Origin of the sequence: Mycobacterium asiaticum, assembly GCF_001673365.1 — a bacterium.
In the GTDB taxonomy this organism is placed as follows: domain Bacteria; phylum Actinomycetota; class Actinomycetes; order Mycobacteriales; family Mycobacteriaceae; genus Mycobacterium; species Mycobacterium asiaticum_A.
The window spans coordinates 20343-46961 of sequence record NZ_LZLS01000040.1 but is presented as its reverse complement, the minus strand read 5'-3'; the positions used below and the strand labels follow the sequence as shown (position 1 = coordinate 46961).

The 26619-nt window shown below is 64.9% G+C and carries 30 protein-coding genes and 1 pseudogene; 6 read left to right on the top strand and 25 right to left on the bottom strand.

Going from position 1 to position 26619, the window contains the following annotated elements:
• Positions 1-63: 63 nt before the first annotated feature.
• Both A5634_RS04385 and guaB read right to left on the bottom strand, forming a co-directional pair.
• Positions 64-1191, bottom strand: a complete 1128-nt coding sequence (locus A5634_RS04385) for a GuaB3 family IMP dehydrogenase-related protein (protein ID WP_065142872.1) — start codon at positions 1189-1191, stop codon at positions 64-66.
• Positions 1192-1202: 11 nt separating this feature from the next.
• Entirely contained in the window at positions 1203-2792 is a 1590-nt protein-coding gene (gene guaB / locus A5634_RS04380) for an IMP dehydrogenase (RefSeq protein ID WP_065142855.1), read from the bottom strand.
• Between the two features lie 179 nt (positions 2793-2971).
• Here guaB and A5634_RS04375 point away from each other — a divergent pair, with 179 nt between their 5' ends.
• A complete protein-coding gene (locus A5634_RS04375) occupies positions 2972-3385 on the top strand; it encodes a DUF5319 domain-containing protein (RefSeq protein ID WP_065142871.1) in 414 nt (137 codons plus the stop codon).
• A 1-nt stretch (position 3386) separates the two neighbouring features.
• Here A5634_RS04375 and A5634_RS30260 read toward each other — a convergent pair whose 3' ends face one another.
• The 3 genes from A5634_RS30260 to A5634_RS04360 all read right to left on the bottom strand — a co-directional run bounded on the left by A5634_RS30260 (position 3387) and on the right by A5634_RS04360 (position 6003).
• A complete protein-coding gene (locus tag A5634_RS30260) occupies positions 3387-4541 on the bottom strand; it encodes an anti-sigma-D factor RsdA (protein ID WP_065142854.1) in 1155 nt (384 codons plus the stop codon).
• Complete coding sequence (locus A5634_RS04365; RefSeq protein WP_065142853.1) at positions 4534-5109, bottom strand: sigma-70 family RNA polymerase sigma factor; 576 nt, start codon at positions 5107-5109, stop codon at positions 4534-4536. The genes A5634_RS30260 and A5634_RS04365 overlap by 8 nt, the downstream gene beginning before the upstream one ends.
• An 81-nt stretch (positions 5110-5190) precedes the next feature.
• Positions 5191-6003 carry a hypothetical protein gene (locus A5634_RS04360; protein ID WP_065142870.1) on the bottom strand — a complete coding sequence of 271 codons (813 nt, stop codon included), beginning with the start codon at positions 6001-6003 and terminating at the stop codon, positions 5191-5193.
• A gap of 839 nt (positions 6004-6842) precedes the next feature.
• On the opposite strand from A5634_RS04360, the gene A5634_RS04355 reads away from it, so the two are divergent.
• Together A5634_RS04355 and A5634_RS04350 are read left to right on the top strand one after the other, a co-directional pair.
• Positions 6843-7151, top strand: a complete 309-nt coding sequence (locus tag A5634_RS04355; protein WP_065142852.1) for a WhiB family transcriptional regulator — start codon at positions 6843-6845, stop codon at positions 7149-7151.
• Positions 7152-7210: 59 nt separating this feature from the next.
• Positions 7211-7423, top strand: coding sequence for a hypothetical protein (locus tag A5634_RS04350; RefSeq protein WP_065142851.1), 213 nt, complete (start codon positions 7211-7213; stop codon positions 7421-7423).
• On the opposite strand, the gene A5634_RS04345 is transcribed toward A5634_RS04350, so the two are convergent.
• From A5634_RS04345 to A5634_RS04335, 3 genes are read right to left on the bottom strand one after another with little or no spacing between them, the layout of a single operon-like run.
• Positions 7417-8409, bottom strand: a complete 993-nt coding sequence (locus A5634_RS04345; protein ID WP_065142850.1) for an alpha/beta hydrolase — start codon at positions 8407-8409, stop codon at positions 7417-7419. The genes A5634_RS04350 and A5634_RS04345 overlap by 7 nt on opposite strands.
• Before the next feature lie 9 nt (positions 8410-8418).
• Complete coding sequence (locus tag A5634_RS04340) at positions 8419-9342, bottom strand: LLM class F420-dependent oxidoreductase (RefSeq protein WP_065142869.1); 924 nt, start codon at positions 9340-9342, stop codon at positions 8419-8421.
• A 41-nt stretch (positions 9343-9383) separates the two neighbouring features.
• Positions 9384-9929 (bottom strand): TetR/AcrR family transcriptional regulator, encoded by a 546-nt coding sequence (locus tag A5634_RS04335; protein ID WP_065142849.1) that lies wholly within the window; start codon positions 9927-9929, stop codon positions 9384-9386.
• 125 nt (positions 9930-10054) lie between these two features.
• On the opposite strand from A5634_RS04335, the gene A5634_RS04330 reads away from it, so the two are divergent.
• Positions 10055-10477, top strand: a complete 423-nt coding sequence (locus A5634_RS04330) for a hypothetical protein (RefSeq protein WP_216638711.1) — start codon at positions 10055-10057, stop codon at positions 10475-10477.
• A 55-nt stretch (positions 10478-10532) separates the two neighbouring features.
• Here the strand turns inward: A5634_RS04330 and A5634_RS04325 are convergent, their stop codons facing one another.
• Positions 10533-11402: an alpha/beta fold hydrolase gene (locus tag A5634_RS04325; RefSeq protein WP_065142847.1), complete on the bottom strand. Its 870-nt coding sequence runs from the start codon at positions 11400-11402 to the stop codon at positions 10533-10535.
• Positions 11403-11445: 43 nt separating this feature from the next.
• On the bottom strand, positions 11446-11646 hold the full coding sequence (locus tag A5634_RS04320; protein WP_065142846.1) for a three-helix bundle dimerization domain-containing protein: 201 nt from the start codon (positions 11644-11646) through the stop codon (positions 11446-11448).
• Between the two features lie 129 nt (positions 11647-11775).
• Between A5634_RS04320 and A5634_RS04315 the strand changes: the two genes are divergently transcribed.
• On the top strand, positions 11776-12315 hold the full coding sequence (locus A5634_RS04315; RefSeq protein WP_253861476.1) for a hypothetical protein: 540 nt from the start codon (positions 11776-11778) through the stop codon (positions 12313-12315).
• A 22-nt stretch (positions 12316-12337) separates the two neighbouring features.
• Here the strand turns inward: A5634_RS04315 and A5634_RS04310 are convergent, their stop codons facing one another.
• The 7 genes and pseudogenes from A5634_RS04310 to A5634_RS04280 form a co-directional block, all read right to left on the bottom strand.
• Positions 12338-12760: a Rid family hydrolase gene (locus A5634_RS04310; protein WP_065142844.1), complete on the bottom strand. Its 423-nt coding sequence runs from the start codon at positions 12758-12760 to the stop codon at positions 12338-12340.
• A complete protein-coding gene (locus tag A5634_RS04305; RefSeq protein WP_065142843.1) occupies positions 12753-14294 on the bottom strand; it encodes an adenylate/guanylate cyclase domain-containing protein in 1542 nt (513 codons plus the stop codon). The genes A5634_RS04310 and A5634_RS04305 overlap by 8 nt, the downstream gene beginning before the upstream one ends.
• A gap of 66 nt (positions 14295-14360) precedes the next feature.
• The gene (locus A5634_RS04300; protein ID WP_065142842.1) at positions 14361-15134 is read right to left on the bottom strand and encodes an SDR family NAD(P)-dependent oxidoreductase; all 774 of its coding nucleotides are present in this window, start codon (positions 15132-15134) and stop codon (positions 14361-14363) included.
• A gap of 32 nt (positions 15135-15166) precedes the next feature.
• Complete coding sequence (locus A5634_RS04295) at positions 15167-15991, bottom strand: mycofactocin-coupled SDR family oxidoreductase (RefSeq protein ID WP_065142841.1); 825 nt, start codon at positions 15989-15991, stop codon at positions 15167-15169.
• Positions 15992-15995: 4 nt separating this feature from the next.
• On the bottom strand, positions 15996-16988 hold the full coding sequence (locus A5634_RS04290; protein ID WP_172831617.1) for a hypothetical protein: 993 nt from the start codon (positions 16986-16988) through the stop codon (positions 15996-15998).
• Positions 16989-17062: 74 nt separating this feature from the next.
• Entirely contained in the window at positions 17063-18214 is a 1152-nt protein-coding gene (locus tag A5634_RS04285) for a sulfotransferase family protein (protein ID WP_065142839.1), read from the bottom strand.
• A 3-nt stretch (positions 18215-18217) separates the two neighbouring features.
• Positions 18218-19090: pseudogene (locus A5634_RS04280) on the bottom strand (SDR family NAD(P)-dependent oxidoreductase).
• Positions 19091-19205: 115 nt separating this feature from the next.
• On the opposite strand from A5634_RS04280, the gene A5634_RS04275 reads away from it, so the two are divergent.
• Positions 19206-20177, top strand: a complete 972-nt coding sequence (locus A5634_RS04275) for a LysR family transcriptional regulator (protein WP_065142838.1) — start codon at positions 19206-19208, stop codon at positions 20175-20177.
• Between the two features lie 93 nt (positions 20178-20270).
• Here A5634_RS04275 and groL read toward each other — a convergent pair whose 3' ends face one another.
• The 8 genes from groL to A5634_RS04235 all read right to left on the bottom strand — a co-directional run bounded on the left by groL (position 20271) and on the right by A5634_RS04235 (position 26562).
• Complete coding sequence (gene groL / locus A5634_RS04270) at positions 20271-21890, bottom strand: chaperonin GroEL (protein WP_065142837.1); 1620 nt, start codon at positions 21888-21890, stop codon at positions 20271-20273.
• A gap of 92 nt (positions 21891-21982) precedes the next feature.
• Complete coding sequence (groES, locus tag A5634_RS04265; protein ID WP_011739140.1) at positions 21983-22285, bottom strand: co-chaperone GroES; 303 nt, start codon at positions 22283-22285, stop codon at positions 21983-21985.
• A 262-nt stretch (positions 22286-22547) separates the two neighbouring features.
• Positions 22548-22910, bottom strand: coding sequence for a hypothetical protein (locus A5634_RS04260; RefSeq protein ID WP_065142836.1), 363 nt, complete (start codon positions 22908-22910; stop codon positions 22548-22550).
• A gap of 36 nt (positions 22911-22946) precedes the next feature.
• The gene (gene tsaD / locus A5634_RS04255; RefSeq protein ID WP_065142835.1) at positions 22947-23972 is read right to left on the bottom strand and encodes a tRNA (adenosine(37)-N6)-threonylcarbamoyltransferase complex transferase subunit TsaD; all 1026 of its coding nucleotides are present in this window, start codon (positions 23970-23972) and stop codon (positions 22947-22949) included.
• Complete coding sequence (gene rimI / locus A5634_RS04250; protein ID WP_065142834.1) at positions 23969-24433, bottom strand: ribosomal protein S18-alanine N-acetyltransferase; 465 nt, start codon at positions 24431-24433, stop codon at positions 23969-23971. Before rimI ends, tsaD begins: the two co-directional genes overlap by 4 nt.
• The gene (gene tsaB / locus A5634_RS04245) at positions 24430-25068 is read right to left on the bottom strand and encodes a tRNA (adenosine(37)-N6)-threonylcarbamoyltransferase complex dimerization subunit type 1 TsaB (protein WP_253861480.1); all 639 of its coding nucleotides are present in this window, start codon (positions 25066-25068) and stop codon (positions 24430-24432) included. The genes rimI and tsaB overlap by 4 nt, the downstream gene beginning before the upstream one ends.
• On the bottom strand, positions 25047-25505 hold the full coding sequence (tsaE, locus tag A5634_RS04240; protein WP_065142832.1) for a tRNA (adenosine(37)-N6)-threonylcarbamoyltransferase complex ATPase subunit type 1 TsaE: 459 nt from the start codon (positions 25503-25505) through the stop codon (positions 25047-25049). Before tsaE ends, tsaB begins: the two co-directional genes overlap by 22 nt.
• A complete protein-coding gene (locus tag A5634_RS04235) occupies positions 25498-26562 on the bottom strand; it encodes an alpha/beta fold hydrolase (protein WP_253861479.1) in 1065 nt (354 codons plus the stop codon). The genes tsaE and A5634_RS04235 overlap by 8 nt, the downstream gene beginning before the upstream one ends.
• Positions 26563-26619 lie beyond the last annotated feature (57 nt).

The window sequence follows — 26619 nt, the reverse complement described above, 5'->3', positions numbered from 1 at the left end:
TGCAGTATGACCCGCTTTACACCGGAGTGGTCAACCAGCCACCGACCGCGAGATGCCGGAGGTTCAGCTGGTGACCGTCAGTCCGACCTTCTGGAACTCTTTGAGGTCGCAGTACCCGGCTTTGGCCATGGCGCGCCGCAGACCGCCGACCAGGTTCAGGGTGCCGAACGGGTCGTCGGACGGCCCGTTGAGCACGCGTTCGAGCGGCGGACGTTCGCCGACCGCGATCTGCAGCAATGCCCCACGTGGCAGCGACGGGTGCGCCGCGGCGGACGGCCAGAACCAGCCCTCGCCCAGGGCCTCGGCGGCTTCGGCCAGCGGGGTGCCCAGCATTACCGCGTCGGCCCCGCACGCGACGGCCTTGGCCAGCTCGCCGGAGGTGTGGATGTCGCCGTCGGCCAGCACGTGCACGTAGCGGCCACCGGTTTCGTCGAGATACTCACGCCGCGCGGCGGCGGCGTCGGCGATCGCGGTGGCCATCGGCACGCTGATGCCCAGCACCTCGTCGGTGGTGGTCACTCCCCTGGTCGATCCGTAGCCGACTATGACGCCGGCCGCGCCGGTGCGCATCAGGTGCAGCGCGGTGCGGTGGTCCTGCACGCCGCCGGCGACGACGGGGATGTCGAGCTCGGAGATGAAGGTCTTCAGGTTCAGCGGCTCGCCGTTGCTGGCGACCCGTTCGGCCGAGACGATGGTGCCCTGGATGACCAGCAGATCCACGCCGGCCTGTACCAGCACCGGGGTGAGCGTCTGGGCGCTCTGCGGGCTGAGCCGTACCGCCGTGGTGACGCCGGCCTCGCGGATGCGGGCCACCGCGGCGCCGAGCAGCTCCGGGTCGAGCGGTGCGGCGTGCAACTCCTGCAGCAGGCGGATCGCCGCCGACGGTTCCGGTTCCTTACTGGCCGCCTCCACCAGCTGGGCGATCTTGGCTTGCACGTCGGCGTGGCGCCCGATCAGCCCCTCGCCGTTGAGCACCGCCAGGCCACCAAGGCGGCCGAGTTCGATGGCGAATTCCGGTGACACCAGCGCGTCGGTCGGATGGGCCAGCAGCGGGATCTCGAACCGGTAGGCGTCGAGTTGCCAGGCCGTAGACACGTCCTGCGACGAGCGGGTGCGTCGCGACGGCACGATGTTGATTTCGCTGAGTTCATAGGTGCGACGGGCGCTGCGGCCCATGCCGATCTCGACCATGTTCGGTTCGCTCAACGTGCGTAGTAGTTGGGTGCTTCGACGGTCATGGCGACGTCGTGTGGGTGGCTTTCCTTCAGACCCGCCGCAGTGATCCGGACGAACTGCGCTTGCTGCAACACCTCGATAGAGGGTGACCCTGTGTAGCCCATCGCGGCGCGCAGACCGCCGGTCAGCTGGTGGATCACCGAGCCCAGTGGGCCGCGGAACGGCACACGTCCCTCGATGCCCTCGGGGACAAGCTTGTCTTCGGACAGCGCATCATCGGCGAAGTAGCGGTCCTTGGAGTAGGACTTGGCGCCTCCGCGTCCCTGCATGGCACCGAGTGACCCCATCCCGCGGTAACTCTTGTACTGCTTGCCGTTGACGAAGATCAGCTCGCCCGGCGCTTCGGCGGTGCCGGCCAGCAACGAGCCGAGCATCGTGGTCGACGCGCCCGCAGCCAGCGCCTTGGCGATATCGCCGGAGTACTGCAGACCCCCGTCGGCGATCACCGGAACCCCCGCCGGGCGGCACACCGCGACGGCTTCCAAAATCGCGGTGATTTGTGGTGCACCGACCCCGGCCACCACGCGGGTGGTGCAGATCGAACCCGGCCCCACCCCGACCTTCACCGCGTCGGCGCCGGCATCGACCAGGGCCGCCGCCGCCGAACGAGTAGCGACATTGCCGCCGACCACGTCCACCCGATCGCCGACCTCGAGCTTGAGCTTGTTGACCATGTCGAGCACCAGCCGGTTGTGCGCGTGCGCGGTGTCGACGATCAGCACGTCCACGCCGGCGTCTACCAGCATCATCGAGCGCACCCAAGCGTCGCCGCCGACACCGACGGCCGCGCCCACCAGCAACCGTCCGTCGCGGTCCTTGGTGGCCAGCGGGTGTTGCTCGGTCTTGACGAAGTCTTTGACGGTGATCAGCCCGGTCAGCCGGCCGTGCCCGTCGACGATGGGCAACTTCTCGATCTTGTTGCGGCGCAACAAGCCAAGCGCCGCCGACGCGCTGACGCCCTCCTGGGCGGTGATCAGCGGAGCCTTGGTCATCACCTCCGCGACCTGCCGGTTCTGGTCGACCTCGAACCGCATATCCCGGTTGGTGATGATGCCGACCAGCGCGCCGTCGTCGTCGACCACCGGCAGGCCGGAAATCCGGAACCGGGCGCACAGCGCATCTACCTCGGCCAATGTGTTGTCCGGGCGGCAGGTGACCGGGTCGGTGACCATGCCGGCCTCGGAACGTTTGACCATCTCGACCTGGCCGGCCTGCTCGGCGACCGGCAAGTTGCGGTGCAGCACGCCCATGCCGCCGGCGCGGGCCATCGCGATCGCCATCCGGGACTCGGTGACGGTGTCCATCGCCGAGCTGACCAGCGGCACCTTCAAGCGAATCCGCCTGGTCAGCTGACTGGAGGTGTCGGCGGTGGCAGGCACCACATCGGAGGCCGCGGGCAACAGCAGCACGTCATCGAAAGTCAGGCCGAGCATGGCGATCTTGTGCGGGTCGTCGCCTCCGGTGGGCACCGAATCCTCGGCCAGGCCGCCCATACGCATGTAGGGGCTACCGACCAGGTCGGAGCTGTCTTCGAGGCCGGACATGCCACGGGACATCGGCGAGGCCTTCCATACGCATGCTGGGGGTAAGAAACTCATCCTATCGGCTTCCACGGACACCCCGACTCGCGAGTTCTGTCGTGTCTTTCGGGGCATGCTCAGCCAGAAACAGCGGTGTAACGGCGTGCCTGGACAATTTCTGGCGTATTCCCTACCGGCCTGCGTAGGCTATGGGGGTGCGTGACCACCTCCCGCCGGGTTTGCCGCCCGATCCATTCGCCGACGACCCCTGTGACCCGTCGGCAGCGCTGGAAGCCGTCGAGCCTGGTCAGCCACTCGATCAGCAAGAGCGGATGGCCGTCGAAGCGGACCTCGCGGACCTAGCGGTATATGAAGCCCTGCTGGCGCACAAAGGCATTCGCGGACTGGTGGTGTGCTGCGACGAGTGCCAGCAGGATCACTACCACGACTGGGACATGTTGCGCGCCAATCTGCTGCAGCTGTTGATCGACGGCACCGTGCGCCCCCACGAGCCGGCCTACGACCCGGAACCGGACGCCTACGTCACGTGGGATTACTGCCGCGGGTACGCCGACGCATCGCTGAACGAGGCGACGTCAGACGCCGACGGCTTCCGCCGCCACCTGTGAGTTAAGGCGCCGTCCCCTTCGGGAACGGTGTTCGCGGCCCGGTTGGACTCGCCGGCCCGGTCGTTCTATCCCAAAGTTGCCCCGACTGTGACGTGGGAACCGGTGAGCTCGCTGCTGCCGCCGGCGAATTAGGCGTGCCGCTCGGTGTCGCCGACGCGCTGGTCCCGGGCTTGCTTGAGCTGGGTTGTGTGGTGTGCGGCGAAACCGTGGACGGCGTCGTGGTCGTGGTGGACGGCCCCGTGGAAGGCGTCGTGGTCGTGGACTTCGGCTTGGTCGTTGTAGTCGGGCTGGTAGTCGAGCTCGGGTTGGTGGTCGTCGGTGGCGTGGTCGTCGGTGTCAGGGTGGCCGAAACCTCCGGGTTGGCGGGTTCAGTCGGCTCCGGGGCATCAGTGGATGGTTCTGTGGCTGGTGCGGTGGCCGCCGGGGGCTGCGACTGGATGGCGGGCTCGGTGGCGGGAGCCAGCGGCGTCCACGACTTCGCCGGAGCGCTGGGAACGGCGAGTTCGGTGGTGGGCGGGGTGGCGGGCCGCACCGTCGCGTTCGGGTCGCGTTTTTCCACCTTGGTGTTGAGCTGGTTGACCTCATCGAGCAGGCCCTGCCGGCGGCCGCCGTCGTTGACGGCCCGCAGGGTGCTGCTCACCTCGGCCAGCTGGCTCTGCGCCTGATCCCACTGGCCCTGCGCGATCATCTGCTCAACCTTGGCCAGATCTGCCTTGGCGGACAACAGGATTGAATCGTCACTGACGCGCGGCTCGTTGAGCATCATGGCGTGCAGGCCGTACAGCAGGTCGCCCGGTTTGGCGTCGGCCACCACGGCGCCAAACCCGCTGAGCATCAACAGGGTCGCGGCCACCGACCCGACCGCGGCCAAACCGCGCCGGCCATGGCCGCGGGCCATCATCCCGGCGCGCAGTGCGTCTTCGGCCTCGTCCTGCGAGACCAGTGCACTGGCCGGTGGCCACCGCAGATCGTCTCGCCAGTCGCCGAGCAGCGCGGTCAGCGCTTGGTCGTCGAAGTCGTCGAATTCGCCGGGCGGACCGAATTGGCTCTCGGTACGGGCCGCCAGAGCGTCCAGGAGTAGGTCGGTTCGGGAAACCTCGTCGAGCGCGGGCTGCTCCCCGCGAGGAGCGCCGAAATCAGAACCGAAATTACGCATAGTCACCTGCCGCGACGATCTCGTCTTTCAATCGTTGAAGTGCGCGGTGCTGGGCCACCCGGACCGCGCCGGTCGTGCTGCCCACGGCCGCCGCCGTCTCCTCTGCACTAAGACCCACCACCACCCGCAGGATCAGGATCTCGCGCTGCTTGGCCGGCAATATCTCGAGCAGTTCGCTCATCCGGCTGACCGAATCGGCCTCGATGGCCCGCTGCTCAGGGCCGGCGTCGAATGACCGACGTTCGGGCACCTCTTCGGCGGGGTAGGCCAGGTCGCGGCCGGCGGCACGATGGGCGTCGGCGACTTTGTGTGCTGCGATGCCGTACAGGAAGGCCAGGAACGGGCGTCCTCGGTCCCGGTAGCGCGGCAGCGCCGTTATGGTGGCCAAGCACACCTCCTGAGCCACGTCATCTGCTGACAGCCCGCCCCGATCGACCGTGCCGACGCGTGCTCGGCAGTAGCGGACGACGATCGGACGGATCGTTTCCAGCACCTCCCGAAGCGCGTTTCGGTCCCCAGCAGCGGCCTCCACGACCACAGCATCGAGACGTTCTTTCTGCATTGTCATCGACGCTGGTTTCTCCAAAGTCACGAACGGGACACATCCCGGGCTAACTCGCTGATCAGTAGTAACGGCCGGACAGGATTTTCAAGCGGTACGCCAGTTGCCACCGGCGCGTTGCACCTCACCTGCGCAAATATCTCTAATTTCAGCCAGTTCGGGCAGCCCTTGTTCCGGAACCGTGACGTTTCCGGTATCCATCAGCAAGCAAGCGAGAGCCCAACGCAGCGGCAACAGACGGTGCGGTCCGGTGGCCTGAAGTGCCCGTTGCGCGACACTGCGGGCCCGCTCGACGGCACCGGCGCTGCACAGCGCGGCCGCCAGCACCACCTCGCTCTTGATCAGGTGCCGCGCCGACGCGTTGGTCATGGCCTGGGCCTGTCGGAGAGTCTCTTCGGCGCGGGCGACGGCAGTCGGGCCGTCACCGGAGGCCATCGCCAACTCGGCGCCCACCCAGCCCCGACGCACGGTCAATCGCTCCGCCGTCGCTGCCGGCAACTCGACCCCGTCAAGCGCCGCGTCGGCGCGCGTCAACAATGCGCCGGCCGCGGCGAGGCGGCCGATGCCCAGTGCGTCGGCTGCCAACCCGACCAACGCGTCGGCTTGCGCTTCGGGATCGTCGCCGGCCAGCGCCAATGCGCGCCCGTCCCAGCCGCGCGCCCGGGCGTGCCAGCCGAGCTGGCGCAGAAACGAGCCCTGCGTGCTGTGCGCGAGTGAGGCCAGCGGTCCTGCGTTGACCTGCCGGCGCAGCAGGGCAAGGTCGGCATAGGCGCTGCCGTAGCGGCCCTGACCTCCGGCGGCGACGGCACGTAACCACAACTGGCGCGGGCAGGTCGCGGTCGGCAGTGGCCAGCTGCCCGGGTGGGGACCGAACGCGGCTTCATTTAGCCGGCAGACCAGCTTTGCGTCGTCGGACTCAACATCGCTGACGCCTGGAGGTTCACTCACGGTAATTGCTGTGCCCCCGCCGGTATTAATCAATATTCCAGCTCGGGATTATTGCATAGCCCCCTCGCAACTGCTGTTACGTAATGCGGGCCGATCTGTGCTCAGCGGCACGGGAAGCGAACGCGCACTTGACTTCTCAGCGCCCCAGGGCGCGCCGGTTCTCTACAGAACCCCAGAATGCGACTTTCATTCCGCCGTTCTCGAGTCCACGGATCAGCCGCCAGAAAGGGGTGGTGCGAAATGGTTTGCGGCGACTCCCGGTGCGGGGCGCAGTACCGCCGCGCATTCGGCGTGGCGGACGCGGGGGCGGACGTGCTGGCTCCGGCGGCGGGCAACCCGCCGCTGGCGGCTCAACTAATGACGTTGGCTACGCGGCTGGGGCTAAGCGCCGGCCGTTCTGCCCAACCGGAAGGGTTTCAATCAGCGTGATTGGCTGCAAATGAATCGTAAAAAGTTCGTGCGCTCTGTGTTACCAAATCATTACTAACAGGCGCCCGATTGGGCATTAGAGCAACTCGTTGGTACCCAGCTGAACTGGGGTTTTGACATAACAGTCCGATCCGGTTAGCACACCTAGCCGTCAGTAAAGGCGTCACAGATGAACGCAACGTTAATTCTCAAACAACCGGTACGTTTTTGGCCACAACACAGACCTATTGACTGAAATTCGATAGCCCACCTAGCGTCTACCGTGTTCGGTGTAGTCATCGATGACGCCACCGCCAATTCAGTTGCACAACTCGCCCCGTCCGCCAGCCTGCTTCAGGTGTGCCGTGCAGAGAGGATCAGCAATGCCACAGCCGGAAGAGCTACCTGGACCCAACGCCGACATGTGGAACTGGCAGTTGCAGGGATTGTGCCGCGGTGTCGACTCGTCGATGTTCTTCCACCCCGACGGTGAACGCGGACGCGCGCGCATGCAACGCGAACAGCGCGCCAAGGAGATGTGCCGGAGCTGCCCGGTGATCGACGAGTGCCGCACCCATGCATTGGACGTAGGCGAGCCCTACGGAGTGTGGGGTGGCCTGTCGGAGGCCGAACGCGACATGCTGCTCAAGGGCTCGATCGGACGCAACCGCGGGATTCGGCGCTCGGCGTAATCGCTCTAGACGACGCAGGCCCGGGTGGAACACTGCCCGGGCCTGTGTTCTGCTAGGGCGTGAGCTGGAACAAGCACGAGGCGAAGGCCCTTGCCGATTCGACTCTTAGAGGCGACGCTCTTACCGCTGCGCTCGAAGATTATGTCCGGGCGCACAATCCGCAGCTGACCGATGTTCGGCTTGATCAAGCGACTGCAACCGAGGAGTTCGACACCCCGCCCCAGCGCTGGTACCTCGTCACCTACCTGGCCGACGACGGCGAGGGTTACTGAGCCAGGTAGGTGCGCAGATGATTGTGCATGCTTGCCCGAAAGTCCTTCATTGACAGAGATTTTCGCCGAATGGCATCCGCGCCGTGATACATGCCCGCAACGATGACCAGCGTGGTGTCCACCCCGCTGTCCTTCAACGCCTGCGCATAGGCAACATCCTCGTCGTAGAACAAGTCGAGTTCGCCGACGCCCACCCAGGCCGGGGCCAGGCCGGTCAGATCCGTGCGGCGCGCCGGCGCAGCGTATTGCGGCGCGTCCGACATCCGTGGCTCCCGCCCGAGGTAACTGCTCCAGCCCAGCCGATTGGATGCCGGCGTCCACATGAACCGGCCACGCCCCTCGTGATCGAGGCGCAGCACCGTGCGGTCGTCGAGCATCGGATAGGCCAGCACCTGAGCGCGCAACGGGATTCCCTCGTCGTGACTGCGCTGCGCTACTGCAGCGGATAAGCCGCCTCCGGCGCTGGCGCCCATGACCGCGACGCGGGTCGGGTCGATGCCCAATTCTTCGGCGTTGCTACGCATCCAGCGCAGCACGGCCATGCAGTCGTCCAGCGCGGCCGGGAACGGGTGGACGGGGGCCAACCGGTAGTCCGGTGACACGGTGACGACGTTGAGATCCCTTGCCAGGTGAGCGGTTGCGAACGCCTCCAGCTGCGGTGAACCCACGACGTAGCCACCGCCGTGTATCCACAGCACGCCCGGGCGCGGCGCCTGTCCGCCGGCCGGGGTGGTGATCATTACTCGCACGGCGGGCTGCCCGACGTGACGCTCGGTCACGATTACGCCGGGACCCGAGCGCGTCGGGATCCGCGCATTGAGCCGAAACAACGGCAGCAACCAAGCGTGCCGCGTTTCAGAGATGAACGGCAGCAACGGACTTCGAAGATCGGGGGCGACGGCGGCCAACGCGTCCCGGGCGTCCCGGTAACGGCGCACCGCCAACGCGGTCAACCCGAGCACGGCAATCATTGCGAGCCGCTTCACATCGGGAGCTTAACCGTCGAGCAGCCCTTTGAGTGCCTGACCGACCTCGGTGATTACTCCGGGTGTGTGGCGGTGTGTCGGCAGGTTGACGATCACACCGTCGATGCCGACGTCGAGCACTCGGCGTTTGATCTCGTCGGCGATCTGATCGATAGCGCCGGTGACCGCGCGGCCACCCTGTGCTTCGGCGATATCCCGGTGGGCACCATAGCCGTCGACCACGAGCGTCAACAATGCGCTGGTTTCCAAAGTTGCTGGGTCGCGGTCGATTTCGGCGCAGCGCTGTTGGAGCACTTGGAGTTTGGCGGGGAGCTGGTCTATGTCGGCGATGATGTTGAGATGGTCGGCGTAGCGGGCGGCCAGGCGAAACGTCTTCTTCTCGCCGCTGCCGCCGAGCATGATCGGGATGTGGTCGCGGTAGCGCGGTTCATTGACCGCGTTTTCGGCGCGATACCACTTGCCGGAGAACGTAGGTCGCTCACCGTGCAGCATCCCGACGATGATTTGCAGAGCCTCCTCGAGCTTCTCGAAGCGTTCGGTGAAGGTGCCGAAATCGAAGCCCAGCTGCCGGTGCTCGAGCTCGAACCAGCCGGCTCCAATGCCCAGGATTGCCCGTCCCGCGCTGACCACATCCAGCGTGGTGATGATCTTGGCGAGTAGGGCCGGATTGCGATAAGTGTTGCCAGTCACCAACGTTGACAGCTGGACTCGCTGCACGGCCGTGGCCAAAGCACCGAGGGCCGTGTAGGCCTCCAGCATGGGTTCATCGGGTTCACCCAGGCCCGGCAGCTGATAGAAGTGGTCCATCAACAAGACCGTGTCGAAGCCGGCGGCTTCGGCCTCCTGCGCCTGGGCCGTGACGGCCGGGAAAAGGTCGGCGACTGAGGCGCCGTAAGAGAAATTGGGAATCTGCAAGCCGAGTCGAATAGTCACGCATTGGTGCAACGGCGACATTCACGGATTTCATTCCACGTTCATGCCTGCACCGTCGGCCAGAAGAGGTCGAACAGTCGCTCTTGCCAACCGCGCGCGATTTCCCCCGTGCGCGCACGCTCGGCGATGTAGGCACCCACCACCGCGTCGATCAGCGCCTCGGGGGCCAAGTCGGTCCGCATCGAGCCGTCAGCTTTGCCCGCATCGATCGCAGCTGTCAATTTCCGTCGCTGCTCGGCCAGGATCTGCCGGAAGGAAGCGTTGAACTCGGGATCGTCCTCGGTAAGCAGCGCCGCCACCCCGCCTAGCCCGATGCCCTCGTCGATCATCTCGACCGCGTGCTTGATCAGCCACCGAAGCCGTTCGGGCGCCCCGGCCTCAGAACCCAGTGGTTCCGGTGACGCCACCCGCGACAGAGCGGTAGACAGCATGTCCCGTCGATTGGGATGACGCCGGTAGATGGTCGTTTTCGCAATCCCGGAGTGCGCCGCGACCGCCTCTACGGTCACCGCCCGAGGTCCGCCGGTGCGCAGCAGACGAAGTGCGGCTTCCGCGATGACGTCCTCGACGGGCTGACGCTGTGGCATCTCAAAGCTCCTTCGTCTGCACGGGAATATTCATCGACCGAGATGCGCTACACTATACGTATCGCTACGCTACGCGTATCGTTTTTGTTATTGGTTCCAAGAGGTTCTCGAAGAGGGTGGTGACTGTGTTCAAGCATGTCCGGCATTTCTACGTCCCCGGCCTGGCGGTCGTATCGCTGTTGCTGGCGTTCGCTTTTCTCGGCGGGTTGGTCGCGGCCTTAGCGGCCGGCAGCAGCCTGGCCATCGCCGCCGCAATTGGTCTGATCGCATGCCTTGTAGGGGCGGTCGCCGGGTTCCGCGCGAGTGGCCGCAAAATCGCCCTGTTCAAGGACTCCGACGATCCGAGCAACAACATCAGCATCTTCTCGACGCCACTGCGCCGGGAGCAGATCGATCGTTACTTCGACTCCTACCGTCGCGCTGAGGAAGCCAGTTCGGAGGCGGACTCGGGCCTGACCGTTCTGGTGGGCGGTCGGGCGCCGAAATACGATGTCGCGCAAGTGGTTGAAGACGAGCGCGTACCTGCCCTAACCGCATCGGCCCGGTAGACCGACGCAGATTGCGTCAGCACCCCCGGCGAATTGCGCCGGGGGTGTTTGATGCTCAGGACTGATTCTCGGCCTGGTTAGCTGCCCCCGCCAGGTGCCGTGAGATCGCCGGAAATACGACCTCCGCGTGGTCCACATGCGGGGCATGCTTCGCGCCGTCGACGCTGAGCAACTCCGAGCGGACAAACAACTGCGTGACGCGGCGATTGTTTTCATACGGCGTGACGCGGTCGCGGGTGCCCCAGACCACCAGGACGCGACGCGGGTGCTGACCTACCGCAGCCCACTGATCACCGGCATTGGCGGGGTAGTTGGTCACCGTCGATGCGAAGGACTCCGCCATCCCGGGGAACCCCAGTTGTTCACTGGCACGCCGGTTGTAATCGGGGAATCGTTCGGGCCGGCTCAGGTGCTGTTTGTCCAGGCGGTTGATCGCGTCACCGACGCGCCGCGCCAACAGTTTTCGAGCACCGGGCAACCGTGACACCAGCTTGGCAAGATACGCAAGCGCCCCACCCGCGTACAGACCGGGCGCGATCAGCGTGAGACTGGTTGCGCGCTCGGGGTCTTCGGCGGCGAAGCGGGTCAGGATCAAGCCACCCATCGACCAACCGATGAAATGCGCGGACTCGATGCTCAACGCATCGAGCAGTTCGCGCAACTGTGCGACGTACAAGTCGAGGTCGTATCGGACCGAGGGGCGGTCCGACAGCCCCCGACCGAACTGGTCGTAGCGGAGGACCCGAAACCCTTGGCCGGCAAGAGTTTCCGCGAGCGGCTCCCACGCATAGCTGGGCGTGATCAGACCGTGCACCAATACCACCCAGGGGCCGCGTTTCCCGGCCACGCGGTACGCGGTAAGCCCCTGGGACAAAGCGGCCGACTCGGCACCCGCTTGAATACGTGCTTCGGGCAACGTCTGCATGTCCGCAGCGTATGCGGCGTGTTACGGGCTACGGGCGAGCAGGTCAGGCAGCTGCCCGGGTCAAGTCGCGGTGGGCGCGGCGTTCGACGAGCAGCGGAACGTAGTCGCGGATCGCGCTCTCGTCGAAGCGGGCGTAAGCGTCCTGCACAGCGTTGGCGACCAGGTCCGTGGGCAACTCAACGAAGGCTGCCATGAGGCGCTGCTCAACCTCGCGTATCAGTTCTTCCTCGCTTTTATTACCCACGCTAACTATTTTCTCGCCGACCGCTTGCGAGCGTCAACGTGCGGTTGCTCACAAGAGCTGCGGCCGCGCGTGTCTTGATGGGGGTCGGCGTCTTGCGGGTCGCGTAAATTTGGTGGTCAATCCGATTTCGTGACGAGCAGGGGACACATCCTGATGCCCAACGATCGCAGCCGTGCGACGGCCGCTATCAGCGCCGCAATATCCGTCCTGGCGGTGCCGGCCGTCCTGAACGCCGCCACGGCTCACGCTGGGCCACTGCCGGCCTTCTGCGTGGCGTCCAGCGTCGTCGACAACGTTTGCACGGCGCGGCTGACCTCGGTGACGGCCAACGTCGTCGACGGCACGATCACCGGGACGCCCGTCGGCGGCGGGACGGCGGTCACCTTGGCCGGACAAGGTGACGCCTACCAAATGTCGGCGGGATTTGGGAACGCCCGGCCGGACGCCGTTCAGCGGTGGGACGCTGCGATCGAAAGCGTGAGTGAACTCAGCGTCGACCAATCCGATCCCAACTGGTACGGAAATGCCAAGGCCAAGGCGTTTCTGCCCCGGACGCTAAATGACCTGGCCGCCCAATTTCCGCCCGATACCCTGCTGGTCCGGTTCACCCCTGATGATGCCCAGCCCGGCTGGTTTCGCCTGGTAACTATCCAGCCGACACCTCGGTAGCTTGGGCGCGCGGCCAACGCACTCAGTTTTCGTTCTCAACGATCGCAGCGACTTGAATCTCCACGCGCATCTTTGGACCCGCCAGCGCGGCGACACCGATGCATGTCCACAACGGTGCGCGATCACCCGTACGTAGGCGCAACTGTTCGACCATGGTGTCAAGGTGCTCAGGCCCGATCCGGCCGTCTGAGCCCGGCACATGGTAGGAGTGCACGGTTATCACTTGCAGCCAGGATGCTCCGGCCGTTGCCAACGTCCGTTCGACGTTGTCGAAGGCCTGAATGACTTCGTCGTGGACTGCCTCCGGATAGCACCAGTCGTCGTCCCACCCTCCTTGACCGGCGGTCTCTACCCGGTTGCCGCACCGAACGGCTTGTGAGTAGTGAAAGTCCCGCAGCTGGCGTTTCCCATAGCCAGGAGTGACAAAAAAGATCGGCTTATCCATGTGTGCCATTTTCAGTGCTGAATTGCAGCCCTGTCGGGTCAAGTCCGAAGACCTGCGTCTCGGCTGACTTGCCCTTCAAGGCGTGCGATCCCCGGTCGGTGAGTGCGGACGGTCGCGATGTCAGTGCGTCGACGGTGTGGCCAGTGAGCAGGACTGCGTCACCAGTGTTCTTGGTGAGCTGCTCGACGCGCGCGGCCACGTTGACGGTGTCGCCGATCAACGTGAACTCAAGCTTGCTTCCGCCACCTATGGTGCCCGCGATCACCACACCGGTATTGATGCCGATGCCGATTCGAAGCTCGCCGGCGAATCGGTCGGCGACGAGCCGATGAATCGACAACGCCGCGCCCACCGCGGCATCCGCATGATCGGCTAGATCGTTCGGGGCGCCAAAAACCGCCAGGGCACCGTCGCCGAGGAACTTGTTGACGTGCCCACCGGCGTTGACGACTGCGGGCACCACGATCTCGAACAATGCGTTGAGCCGAGCCACGGTATCTTCAGGGGAATTGGTCTCAGCAAACGGTGTGAAGTCACGGATATCGATGAACATCACCGTCACCTCTCGACGCTCACCGCTGAACACGTCGTCACCCTGCTCAAGCAGCCGCGCCGCCAGGACCGGGTCGACATACGTGCCGAATGCGGCCTGAAGTCGTTGCCTCTCAGCCAAACCCGCCTGCATGCGGTTGAATGACGCCGCCAAGGCTCCGAGGTCGTCATCCTGAACTACCGGCAATCGCACGTTGTAGTCCCCGGCCGCGACTCGTTGGGTGCCCTCGGCAAGATCCCGGATCGGCCGAAGCGACGGAGCAAAGGCAGCGCCGACCGTTATCGGCACGCCGATGACCAATGTCAGCACACCACCGATCACCACCCACAAGATGGGCTCCTGGCTCGCCTCGTCGAAAACCGCTGACAGCATTGCGCTTTCGACAGCGAACGCCAACGAAACGCCGAGCATGGACACCTTCGACCACGTGGCGAATGTTGGGTGGGCACGGGGCAGCGAATCCCCGATTCCGGTGTGATCGACCAAAGATATTCGCACCGGGCGCATCATCGCCTCGACCAGACTGTGCACCCCAATCAGCTGGCAAGGACCCTGAATCGTGGCGCCCACCACCGCGTACTGAATAAGCCGTGATGGGGAAGCTCCGGCGACCATACCCACCGCGATCGACAGGGCGGCCGCCGTAACGGCACCGACGCTAACCAACCGAGCCGGCAGTTTGCGCGCCAAGACGTAGGTGGCCTCCAACGTCTTGAAGCGATCAACCTCTGCACCGGCCGCCCAGCGTTCGAACTGCCGCCATACGCCGTGGCTGGGAGCACCGAGCAGAATCGCGAACGCTAGGACGGCGACTGTAGTGACGCCGGTGGCCTCGACGAATCGGCTCGAATTCTCAACGGCGACAATGACGAACGACAACAAGAAGAAGATTGGGCAGGCGAGCACAAGAACGACCACGGCAAGTGCCCATGAGTATTTCGCGCCGTGACGGTCCCACGCCGCCTGCAAGATGCGGTCCATGGCGTGAGAGTAGCCCCTGGACGACGCCGAGGAAGGTGCCAGATCGTCGCTGCCGACTTGTGCGATCTACTGGCGCATATGTGCCGCGCCGCCTATGTACCAACATTGACCGTTGATCCACTCGGCCTCGTCAGACAAAAGAAACGCGGTTATCCCAGCGAGGTCGGAAGCTTGACCCACGCGGGTAGTCTTAGCCGCGACCACGAACATCTCCTGCAAAACATGAAGGCCGGCGCGTTCTTGCGTTTCGCCCCACACCAGGCCCGGCATTACGCAGTTGCTTCTCACACCGTCCTTGCCGTAATTATTTGCGACATGGCGGGTTAACTGGTTGACGGCGGCCTTGGAGGCGTTGTACGCGACGTGCATCGGGTCTCCGGTGCCCAGCGATCCACCCGATGAGGTGTTGACGATGCTGCCGGCTCCCTGCTCGATCAGGTGTGGCAGCACCGCCCGGATGGTTCGGACATAGCCGAGCAAGTTGACCTCTAGGGTGCGTCGCCAGATATCGATACTCGTGTCGAGCACGGTGAAGTCGCTGCCGTTGATTTCGGCAGACAAGTCTGCGCCGACGTTGAATAGGCCCTTCAGAGAGTCGAATTCGACGATTGTCTTGTCCACTAACTGGTTCACGGAGGCTTCGTCCGCTAAGTCGAATTCGACCGCGATGGCGCGACCACCGGCGGCGTTGAGCGCCTCGGCAGTGTGAGTGGCGCCAACTATGTTGATGTCTCCGATGACGACGTTTGCACCTTCTTCGGCCAAACGTCGCGCTGTTCCAGCTCCGATACCGGTGGCGCCACCGGCGACGATGAACGTCTTATTGGCTAGGCCGCGCATGGATCTCCTTCAGTCACAGTGTGGCGGCTCGATCAGCAATTTGCGACGCCGATATCAACTGAAATCGCAGACGCCGTAACAAACTTCGACTGGTCCGATGCCAGCCAGGCCACCGCGTCGGCGATGTCTTCCGGGCGTGCGATGCCCTGCGGTAGCAGCGGCGTGTGGAGGTTTGCAAGGTGAGGATTGGTCTCACGCGCCTCCATGAGTGCCTCACGTAAGCCTCCGGTGGTCACCATAGGGCTGGCGACCGAACCAGGGTGCAAACTGTTCACGCGGATGTTGTGCATACCGAGTTCAGCTGCGAAACCACGTGCCATACCAGTGATCGCGTGCTTGCTTGCCGTGTAATGAATCATGAACGCCTGCATCTTCACCCCGGCCGCGGATCCGATGAGAATGATCGAACCGCCTTGCCCACCGCGGACGATGTGCGGAGCGCCGGCCATGACGGTGTTCCAGGTGCCCGTCACGTTCGTCTCGATGGTTTCGTGAAAGGCCTCTTTAGTAATTTGATCCCATGGCGCGGGCGTACAGATCCCGGCGTTGGCAACGATTATGTCGAGGCGACCCAATTGCGTGACGGCCCGGTCGACGGCCGCGACGAGTGAGTCGAGATCGCGAATATCGTTGGCAGCCAGCACGACCCGTCGGCCGTTCGCTTCGACCAGACGCGCAGTTTCCGCGAGGTCGTCGGGCGTTGACGAGGCGTAGCGAACACTCGCGGGAAGGGGCCCGGCGATGTCGAGGGCAATGATGTCAGCGCCCTCGGCACTGAGCCTTTGCGCATGTGCCCGGCCTTGTCCCCGCGCGGCTCCCGTGACAAGCGCCACCTTGCCCGATAGATCTTGGCCCACCGCCCTAACCACGCTTGATCTTGTCGAGTGGATTTGATCGCTCGAGCATGCCGTACGTCTCTTCGCCGTCCCATCGGTAGCGCACGCCCGCCTGCTGAAGCGCGGGGAAGGAGGGCATCTCCTTTTTCAGTGCATGCATGGAATACATGTCGTCGTCGTGGTGGATGTCGTGAGCGGAGAAGACTGTTTCTCCTTCGATACGTGTTGTCCCGTCGGCGGTTTCGAGAACCATCGATACGTCCTCCCCCAGCGCCTGCAGCTTGGTCAGCCATGGCGCCTCGATGACACGCGCTGGGATTAGTGGACCGTCCCCGGTGAACAGGTAGCCCTCGTTAAAGGTGGGTTGACCATCGGGTCGAGGCGGGTAGGCGATGTATCCAAATGCTTTGCCGCTGGGAAACACCGCCGACTGCCAGCTGTGGCCCCAGAAGCCGCCGAGTTTGCGCACACCTTGGCGGCGAATCCGCAATCCGCTGCCGGTAATCGCTTTACGTGCGCCGCCGTCGATGGTGACCGATCCTGTTGCGGTGTAAAGCTGCTCGTAGCGCGGGCCGCCCATTAGGCCGCCCTCAATTGAGGTTTTGAGTTGCTCACCTGCATCGGAGTGCAAGCTTCCTTGGACCCAGGGCGGAACAGCCATCGTCGCCTCGACATCGAATTCGACGTCGACCATTGGACCTTCCTTGCGTCCCGCGATCAGATCTTCCGAAGAGGTTTGCAGCGCCTTGCCTTTGAAGGTCATCGTCCATACCGAGAATGGCTCGATGCAGCGGAAGGCGAGCCCCCCGGCGCCCAGTATCGTGGGCTTGCCATCGGGTCCTGTTGCGGGCATCGAAGGGCCATTAGTGCGTAGTCGATACACCCGGCCGTCGGGGTAGGCGAGATTGACCTGGATGTCGTGAGCGTCCCAGTTCGCGGCGACCGCCTCGATACCGATGCGCGGCAGTCCCACCTCGCCGCGGTCGTCGACAGTCCAGAAGCTCACTGAGTCGCGCATTTCCGGGTTGTCGGGGCGATGGTCGAACACGTGCTCGCGAGTCGGATCTATGCCGCCGGTCAGGTCGACCGCCATCAGTTCGTCCGCCTTTCAATTGGGTTGTGCGTTGTCCACCGGACAGCAGCATCGGCGTAGTCCGCAAAGAGCGGACGCACATGGTCGAGGTTGATGCCGAACTCCGCGGGGTCGGCGCAGTGGCTCGGTTCACGTTCGGCGGCGGCCTGCTCCCACCAGCTGTGCATGCGGGCGGTGAACTCATCGGTCAACGCGTCCCCGAGCCACTCGTACAGTCCGCTGACCTCTCCGATGGGATCGGCCTGCATCGCGCGAAAGTCGATGTCGTAGAACCGGTTGTCGGCGCCAGCACTACGGAATTCGAGGGCTCGTCGCATTCCTAGTGACCAATGCTCGATGTTCAGACGGCCGATGTAGGGCCGATCGATGTTGTCGGTGAACGACCCGATGATGTCGGCGTACAACTCGGCCACCGACAGGATCACGTCGGCGGGGTCTCGGTGAGTCATCACGTAGCGGGCGTCGGGGAAGACCGAGTCGAGCGCATCAAGCCACAACACGTGTGAGGGGCATTTCAGTCGCCAGGTACGGGCAGCCTCGCCCCACTGCAGCAGCTTCATCACGCGGCGCTGGTAGCGCAGTGTCGGTGTCAGGTCGGCGTCCTCGACCAGCCACCGAGAGTAGGACGGCACCTGGGCGAACGACTGGAAGATGTGGGAAGCAAAACTCAACGCCATCAGCTCGTGGCACTCCATCGGGCCGTGCGTATCGCCCGGCACGTGGTATCGCGTACCGATCATCTCGCCTTTGTCTGGAGGGATCCGTGGGTCGATGCCCTGCACAGTGGACGGCGGCGGACAAGGCTGCACGGACTCCCATCTCCGCAGATAACGCACCTCGGGATCCTGGGCGAGCAGCATGGACAGTGCCGTCGAACCCGTGCGAGGCAGACCGAGCCCGATCAGCGGCGCCTCGATGGGCACGTCCTCGATCTCGGGGTGGCGCCGGTACCAGTCCTCAACCTGCAGACGCTGCGCCAGATAGCCCACGATGCGCTGGGTGATGAATGCGTCACCGCGAGAGTTCAGCCGAGCCTCGTCATTCAGTGCCGTCAGCAGTACGGTCAGGCCCTCTTGATAGGACGGGTCACCGAAGTCGCTCAGGCCGGTTTGAGCGACCGCGGTGTCCTGTATCTCATTCAGCGAGAGCATGTTTCAGCCCATCCATTGTCCGCCGGCGACGTCGATAGTTTGTCCGCACATGTAACTGGCTGCTTCGGAAGCCAAGAAGGCGACCATGTTGGCGGCCTCTTCCGGCAGCGATGCCCGGCCCAACTGGACCTGGGTGGTGATCGCTTCTAAGATCGCGCCTCGACCGGCGTAATGCGCCGGAGTCTGCGGATCATAGAGATACTGCTTCATCTGTTCTTAGATCATGATGCCCGGCGCTACGCAGAACACATTCACGCCGCGTAATGCCACCTCGTGAGCCAGATTGCGGGTGAATCCGATGACTCCGGCTTTGCACGCGTTATAGGCGACCAGTCCGCGCTGTTGAATGCGACCACCGACAGAGCCGATATTGATGATGGTCCCCGACCCCTGCGGCAGCAGGTACTCCAACGCGGCATGAGCGCCGTACATCATCATGGTCAAACTGCCCAACACAGTGAGGTCGATGTCGGCTTTGGTCTGCGACTCGAATGGCCCCGCCGCGACCATGACCGGGTTGTTGATCATGATGTCCAACCCGCCGAGCTTGTCGTGCGCTTCAGCGACTGCGTTGTGTATCTGGTCCCAATTCGACATGTCAGCCTGTACTGGCACCGTGTTCACATTCCACCGCTGCGCGATCTCTTCGGCGCGGCGCTGCAACGGCTCCAGTGTTCGTCCAACCAGCGCCATGTCGGCACCGGACCCAGCCAACCGGTTGGCGATCGCGTGCCCCAAGCCATCGCCGCCAGCGCCGGTGCAAAACGCCTTCTTCCCGGTCAGGTCCATCAACTCTGTTACGCGTTTGCCGACAATATGGGTCGGCAACTTATCGAGGTTCAGTGCGGCAACGGCCTCGGCGTCGTCGACAGTCATGGCGCTCCTTCACAGGGTTCGATGGCGACGATATGGCCGGGGCCTGCAGGGGCGGTAATACCAATTGCGGCGTTCAGTCATGCCTTTTTTCGATGGCTGGTATACGTCGAAGCATATGGACACGCATCGGCTGAAGTACTTCTTACGTATCGCGGAAGAGGGGTCGATCACCCGCGCGGCGGAGATGCTTGGCATTGCCCAGCCCGCATTGAGTCGTCAGCTGCAGATGCTCGAAGCCGACCTCGGCGTCGAATTGTTCCGGCGAACGCGTCGCGGGGTCGAGTTGACAGATGCAGGCGAACGCCTGCGCGCATCGACTGCGGCGCCGTTGCGTCAGCTGGACTTGGCCGTGAAGTATGCGGCGTCGCCGTTGGCACGGCTCAAGCGCAACATGTTGCTTGGCTTACCCGAGACGGCCGTCGACCTACTCGCCGCCCCGCTGATCGGCAGCCTTAGCGCAGCGTTTCCAAACGCGGTCTTCTCCGTAACGGTCGGCAGCACTGACCATCTCGTCGAAGCCATGCTGAGGGGAACCGTCGACGTCGCACTGATCAACCCTGTTCCCGACGACAGGGTGTTCTATCGCGCGCTTCTTGAAGAAGAGCTGGTCGTCGTGGGCGGCGGGCAATCACCTCTGCAACCCGACAAGCCCGTCGACTTCGAAGAACTCACAAACTGGCCACTAGTGATTCCGCATTCTCCCACCGGCATCGGAGCAATTCTCGAAAACGCTGCTCTGCGAACTAAAGTCAAAATCGGCTACCGGACGTCCACCGACTCCATAGCGGTAACCAAGTCACTCATTGCAGCAGGCACTGCGTACGGTGTGCTGCCGCTATCCGCATGTGGACACGACGTGTCTATCGGCCGCTTGCGCTGCGCCCCATGCAACCCCGTCCTCAAACAACAAGTGGGAGTGGCCGCGACGGCACGCTTGGAGTTGCCGCGCGAGTTTACTGCGAAGATCGGCGAGGTGCTGCGCGAGGAAATTGCTGAACTCATACGATCCGGTCGTTGGCCGGCGCGACTGTTAGCGCCACAGCCGTGGGATCCGAACGTGCCAGACTCCTCGACAGCCGATGACTGAGATCCCCGGCGGCACAACGCAATCCGCTGTCCGCTACAGACGGAAGCGCCCTCGGCCTTTGCAGGCCGAGGACGTCCCGAAATGCAGTATTTCTTAGTGGGCGTGCCCGTGATGCCCGTGACCGTCGTCTGCGGCCTCGGCCGGCTTGTCGACCACCGCCGTCTCGGTGGACAGCACCATCCGGGCCACCGAGGATGCGTTGAGCACCGCAGAGCGGGTCACCTTGACCGGGTCGACGATGCCGTCGGCCGCCAGGTCCCCGTAGTTGCGGGTGGCGGCGTTGAGGCCCTGACCGGTTGGCAGCTCGCTGACCTTGCTGACCACCACAGCCCCGTCGAGTCCGGCGTTGGTGGCGATCCAGTACAGCGGAGCGGCCAGCGCCTCGGAGAAGACGTCGACGCCGAGCTGCTCGTCGCCGGTGAGCTCCGCACGCAGCGACTCCAGCACGTGGCGGGCCTGGATCAGCGCCGAGCCACCGCCGGCGACGATGCCCTCCTCGACCGCAGCCTTAGCCGCCGCGACCGCGTCCTCGACGCTTTCCTTGCGCTCCTTTAAGGCCGTTTCGGTTGCCGCACCGACCTTGACGACGGCAACCCCGCCGGCCAGCTTGGCCAGCCGTTCGCCCAGCTTTTCGCGATCCCAGTCCGAGTCGCTGCGCTCGATCTCGGTGCGCAGCAGGTGCACGCGCGCGGCGACCGCCTCGGCAGAACCACCACCGTCGACGACGATCGTGTCGTCCTTGCTCACCACGACGCGGCGGGCCGAACCCAGCACGTCCAGGCCGACCTCCCGCAGCAGCAGGCCGGCGTCGGGGTTGACCACCTCGGCACCGGTGACCGCCGCCAGATCCTGCAGGAAGGCCTTGCGCCGGTCGCCGAAGTACGGCGACTTGACTGCGACTGCCTTGAGCGTCTTGCGGATTGAGTTGACGACCAACGTCGCCAGCGCCTCACCCTCGACGTCCTCGGCGATGATCAGCAGCGGCTTGCCCGATTCGGCGACCTTCTCCAGCAGCGGCAACAGGTCAGGCAGCGAGCTGATCTTGTCCTGGTGCAGCAAGATCAGCGGGTCGTCGAGCACGGCTTCCTGGGAGTCGAAGTCGGTGACGAAGTAGGCCGACAGGAACCCCTTGTCGAAGCCGACACCCTCGGTGAACTCCAGCTCGGTGTTCAGTGTCGAGGACTCCTCCACGCTGACGACGCCGTCGTGGCCGACTTTGCTCATCGCCTCGCCGACCAGTTCGCCGATGTGCTCGTCGCGCGAGGACACGGTGGCCACCTGCGCGATGGCTTCCTTGCCGGACACCGGTGTGGCTGAGGCCAACAGTGCCTCGGACACCGCGTCGGCGGCCTTGCTGATGCCCGAACCCAGCGCGATCGGGTTGGCGCCGGCCGCTACCAGCCGCAGTCCGCCCTTGACCAGGGCTTGCGCCAACACGGTCGCGGTGGTGGTGCCGTCACCGGCGACGTCGTTGGTCTTGGTGGCCACCGACTTAACCAGCTGGGCGCCCAGGTTTTCGAACGGGTCTTCCAGGTCGATCTCGCGGGCGACGGTGACCCCATCGTTGGTCACCTGCGGTCCGCCGAATGCCTTGGCCAGCACCACATGCCGGCCTCCCGGCCCAAGCGTGACCTTGACCGCGTCGGCGAGCTTGTTCACGCCCGCTTCCATCGCGCGACGCGCGGTCGCGTCGAACTCAATAAGTTTGCTCATCAGGCTCCTTCACCCGATCTAGGCACCGACGCATGCCGCCCCGGAAATCACCCGCGCGGGGCGCGGGGATCGCCGGGGCGGAACACGGTGTCTTACTTGGAAACGACAGCCAGCACGTCGCGTGCCGACAGGATCAGGTATTCCTCGCCGCCGTACTTGATTTCGGTGCCGCCGTACTTGCTGTAGATGACGGTGTCACCCTCGGCGACGTCAAGCGGGATCCGCTTCTCGCCGTCCTCGTCCCAACGGCCGGGGCCGACTGCGACGACGGTGCCCTCCTGGGGCTTCTCCTTGGCGGTGTCAGGAATGACCAGACCAGACGCGGTCGTGGTCTCGGCCTCGTTGGCCTGTACGAGAATCTTGTCCTCGAGTGGCTTGATGTTCACCTTCGCCACGATTGGAGCCCTCCACTAGTTAGATCGGGTCCAGGGCGTTCGCCCCGACCAGAGTTTGGCGGTCGGTCCGGGGAACCCCCCGAACCGTCCGAATTACCAGGTGATTCGGCATTCGTCCTAGCCCTAGTGCCGTCGTCGCGGGTGCCGACACAAGGGGGTCCTCCGACTGCCACCTAGCACTCTATACATGAGAGTGCTAGCACTCAAGGGCGGCATGGTGCTTCTTGCGCGCTGCGGCAAACCACCTGGTCCCACAGCAGAACTATTCCGGATGGATCTCAACCTCGGCGGGTTGCGGCCACCGCTTCGGCGGGTCATCGGTGACCCAGGCGTATTCCAACCCGTCGAGGCGGCCGTTCTTGATCCAGACGAGAATCTCACCTCGGTAGGCGGCTTTGTTGGGCACGTAGGTTCGTACCGGCAGGGGTCCGTCCGGAACTTCGGCGCCGGGCACATCGGCGGCTGATTTGAGGTCGACGATCCACGCGGTGGAATTCGACGCCAGGGTCTCGTCCACCTCGTCGAGCAGGGACTGCTTCGCGGGCAGCTTCAAGTTGGATATCACCGCGGTCAGAATTGCCCGCTCGTCACTCAAGAGCTGTCGCCACTCACGGTCGGCCGTCATGGGACGAACGACATCTCGGTGGTCCCGATCCTCGGCTCAGCCAACCTGTCCCCGCACCACCGGCAGCCCCGGGTCGCTGGCCGCATCCAGAGGTGAAGGCGACGCCCCCGCAGCGACCAGATGCGCCGCAAAGGAGGCGATCATCGCCCCGTTGTCGGTGCACAGCCGCGGCTTCGGGATCCGCAGCGTCAATCGCGCGTCCGCGCAGCGTTGGGTGGCCAGTTCGCGCAACCGGGAGTTCGCGGCGACTCCACCGGCGATCAGCAGCGTCGAGACTCCCAGTTCGTTCGCCGCGCGCACCGCCTTGCGGGTCAGCACGTCGGCGACCGATTCCTGGAATCCCGCTGCCACGTCGGCTGGCCTGAACTCCGGGTTGCTCTCCACGTATCGAGCCACGGCGGTCTTGAGTCCGGAGAAGCTGAATGCATACGGGTCGTCGTTGGGTCCGGTCATGCCGCGCGGGAATACGACCGCTTGCGGATCACCGGTGCGGGCCAGTTCGTCGAGCGCCCGCCCGCCCGGATATCCCAATCCCAGCAGCCGCGCCACCTTGTCGTAGGCCTCGCCGGCGGCGTCGTCGACGGTGCTGCCGAGTTCGACGATCGGTTCGCCGAGCGAACGCACGTGCAGCTGATGCGTGTGCCCGCCGGAGACCAACAGCGCCACGCACTCCGGCAACGGGCCGTGCTCGTAGACGTCGGCGGCCAAGTGTCCGCCCAGGTGGTTCACGGCGTAGAACGGCACCCCCCACGCTGCCGAATACGCTTTGGCGGCAGCAACTCCCACCAGCAGAGCGCCGGCCAGACCGGGTCCGATGGTGGCCGCGACGATGTCGGGCCGGTCCAGTCCCGCCGTCGCCAACGCGCGGCGCATCGCCGGTCCCAACGCCTCCAGGTGCGCGCGCGACGCAATCTCGGGCACCACGCCGCCGAACCGTACGTGTTCGTCGACGCTGGATGCGACCTCGTCGGCCAACAAGGCGACAGTTCCGTCGGCGTTGAGCCGCGCGATGCCGACACCTGTTTCGTCACAAGAGGTTTCGATAGCCAAGATGGTTTTCACCGCGCGGCCCTCCGCATTGTGTAGGCGTCGGCACCGCTGACTCGGTAATACCGCTTGCGCAGACCGATCTGCTCGAATCCCACGCTGCGGTACAGCCCGATCGCGGCCTCGTTGTCGGTACGGACCTCCAGAAAGACCACTCCCCCGTCGGCGAAGTCCAGTAGCTCGTCGAGCATTCGACGACCGATGCCGCGCCCCTGATACGCGGGGTCTACCCCGATGGTGTGCACCTCATACTCGAACGGCGCGACACGACCCAGCCGGGAGATGCCGGCGTAGCCGACCAGGGTGCCGTCGCAGCGGGCCCCGACGTAGTGATTGGTCTTGCTGTCCAGTTCCCTTCGGAACGCGACGGCCGGCCACGGATCGTCTCCGTCGAACAGCAGCGCCTCCAATTCGGCGCACCGGCGCGCGTCCGCGTGGGTCAGGGCGCCGATCGTCACAGGCTGCAGGGTGGTCATGTCCGGGCCGCCAAGGGCTTGGCGTCAGGCCGGCGCAGATACAACGCCACCAGCGGCTCGGGGTCGGCGGACCAGTCGGGCACGGCGCGCACCAAGCCGGCCGGTGTCGGGTGGACCGGCCCGCAGACCGGCAGACCGAACAGTGCGGCATGCTCGGGCGAGCCGGCCACCGCGCGCGCCGGGCCGGGATCGACATCGGCCGGGGCGTTAACCGCCGGACCCTCGGTGCGGATTCCGTCGTGGTAGCGCGCCCAGTACACCTCTCGCCGGCGGGCGTCGGTGACTACCAAGGTGTCACCGTTGGTGAGCCGGCCGATGGCGTCCAGGCTGCACACGCCGTATACCGGGATGTCCAGGGCGTGCCCGTAGGCGGCGCCCGTGGCCATCCCGGCCCGTAGCCCGGTGAACGGGCCCGGTCCGCAGCCCACCACGACAGCGTCCAAGTCGGCCATCTTCAGGTGCGCATCGCCAAGTGCCGCAATCACATTGGGTGTCAATCGCTCGGCGTGTGCGCGCGCGTCGACGGTAACCCGCTCGGCTAACGTGACGAAGTCGGGGACGCGCACGATCCCCGCCGTGACCGCCGGCGTGGCGGTGTCGAGGGCCAGGACGATCACGTCTGCACCCACTCCCAGGTGGCGATCCGCACATCGGATCCGGTGAGGCGTTCGAGTCGAACATCGAGGTGGCGTTCAGCGAGGCGTTCGACCAGCCCCTCCCCCCATTCCACGACCACCACGGCGTCCTGCAGATCGGTGTCGAGATCGAGTGAGTCCAACTCGCCCAGCAGATCGGCCCCGTGCTGGTCGAGCAGTCGGTAGACGTCGACGTGGATCAGAGACGGGTTGCCCGCTTGGCGTGCCGGATGCACCCGCGCCAGCACGAAGGTCGGCGAAGTCACCGGCCCGTCGACGTCCATTGCCGCCGCAATTCCCTTGGCCAGCACCGTTTTTCCGGCGCCTAACGGTCCGGTGAGCACCACGACGTCACCGGCGCGCAGTTGCTCGCCGAGCTGCGCTCCCAGCTCCAGGGTGTGCTCGACGCGCTCAAGGGTCGCGCTGCCGTTAACCATTGCGCCGGAACCGCTTTCGCAACCGATCGCTCAACCGCCGGTAGCGCAGCGTCATCTTGCCCGGCAGCGACCGCTGCACCAACCGAATCAGCCCGTCATTGATGGCCTCGGGTTTGTCCAGCAGCGCCAGATGGCTGGCCCCTTCTACGATCACCAGCTCAGACTGCGGCAACGACTCCGCCATCAACCGCGAGTACTCGTCCGGAGTCAGCAGATCGTGGTCACCACAGGCGATGAACGTCGGCACCTTCAGCAGCGTCCACAAGCCCGCTGTTTCGTCGTGGGTTTCCAGCGCGTGCAGGAAGCCGACCAGGGTGGCGATCGGAGTGCCGTTCATCATTCGCTGGGAGAACGCGTCCAGGCTGCGGCTGACCTGCAGGTCACTGTAGGAAGCGGCACGCAGAATCGGACCGATCAGCGATCGCGACACGTTGCGCCCGCGGTGTGCCAGGCGCGGCGCCGACTTGGCGGTGAACCGAACCGCATTCAGGGCAGGGTTTTTCAGGAACTCCCCCAGCGGAGAACGGGTGACCCCTTCGGCTGCAGAGGACAACAGTGCCGCGCCGACAATCCGGCGCCCGTACCGCTCGGGGAACTGCCGGGCGTGCGACATCACCGTCATGCCGCCCATCGAATGACCAACCAACACAACCGGTCCGCGCGGCGCTGTCACCTGCAGCACGGTCTCCAAATCCTGCCCAAGCTGGGTCAGCGTGTACGAATCCGGTTCGCCCTCACCGGATTGACCGTGACCGCGTTGGTCGTAGAACACCATCCGCACCTGATCGCCCAGCACCTCCCCGAGGTGCGCCCGCTGAAAATGGTAGGCGCCCATGCGAAGACAGAATCCGTGCGCGAAGACCATGGTCAGCGGAGCGTCCGGAGGCCCCGCCTCGCGCACCGCCAACGGCACCCCGTCGCTCGTGGTCACCACCTGGGCACGGTCGCTGTCTAGCCGCTCGAAATCCTCGTCGGCCCAAGGGTCTTCGGACATGTTGGTACGTTCGGCCAGCGACTTGCGGGCCGAGGCTCCGACCAAGGTAGCCACGGCGCTGATTCCGGCTCCCCCGGCAAGCCACGCCTTGCCTTTCTGGACGCGATTGGATTCGTCAGC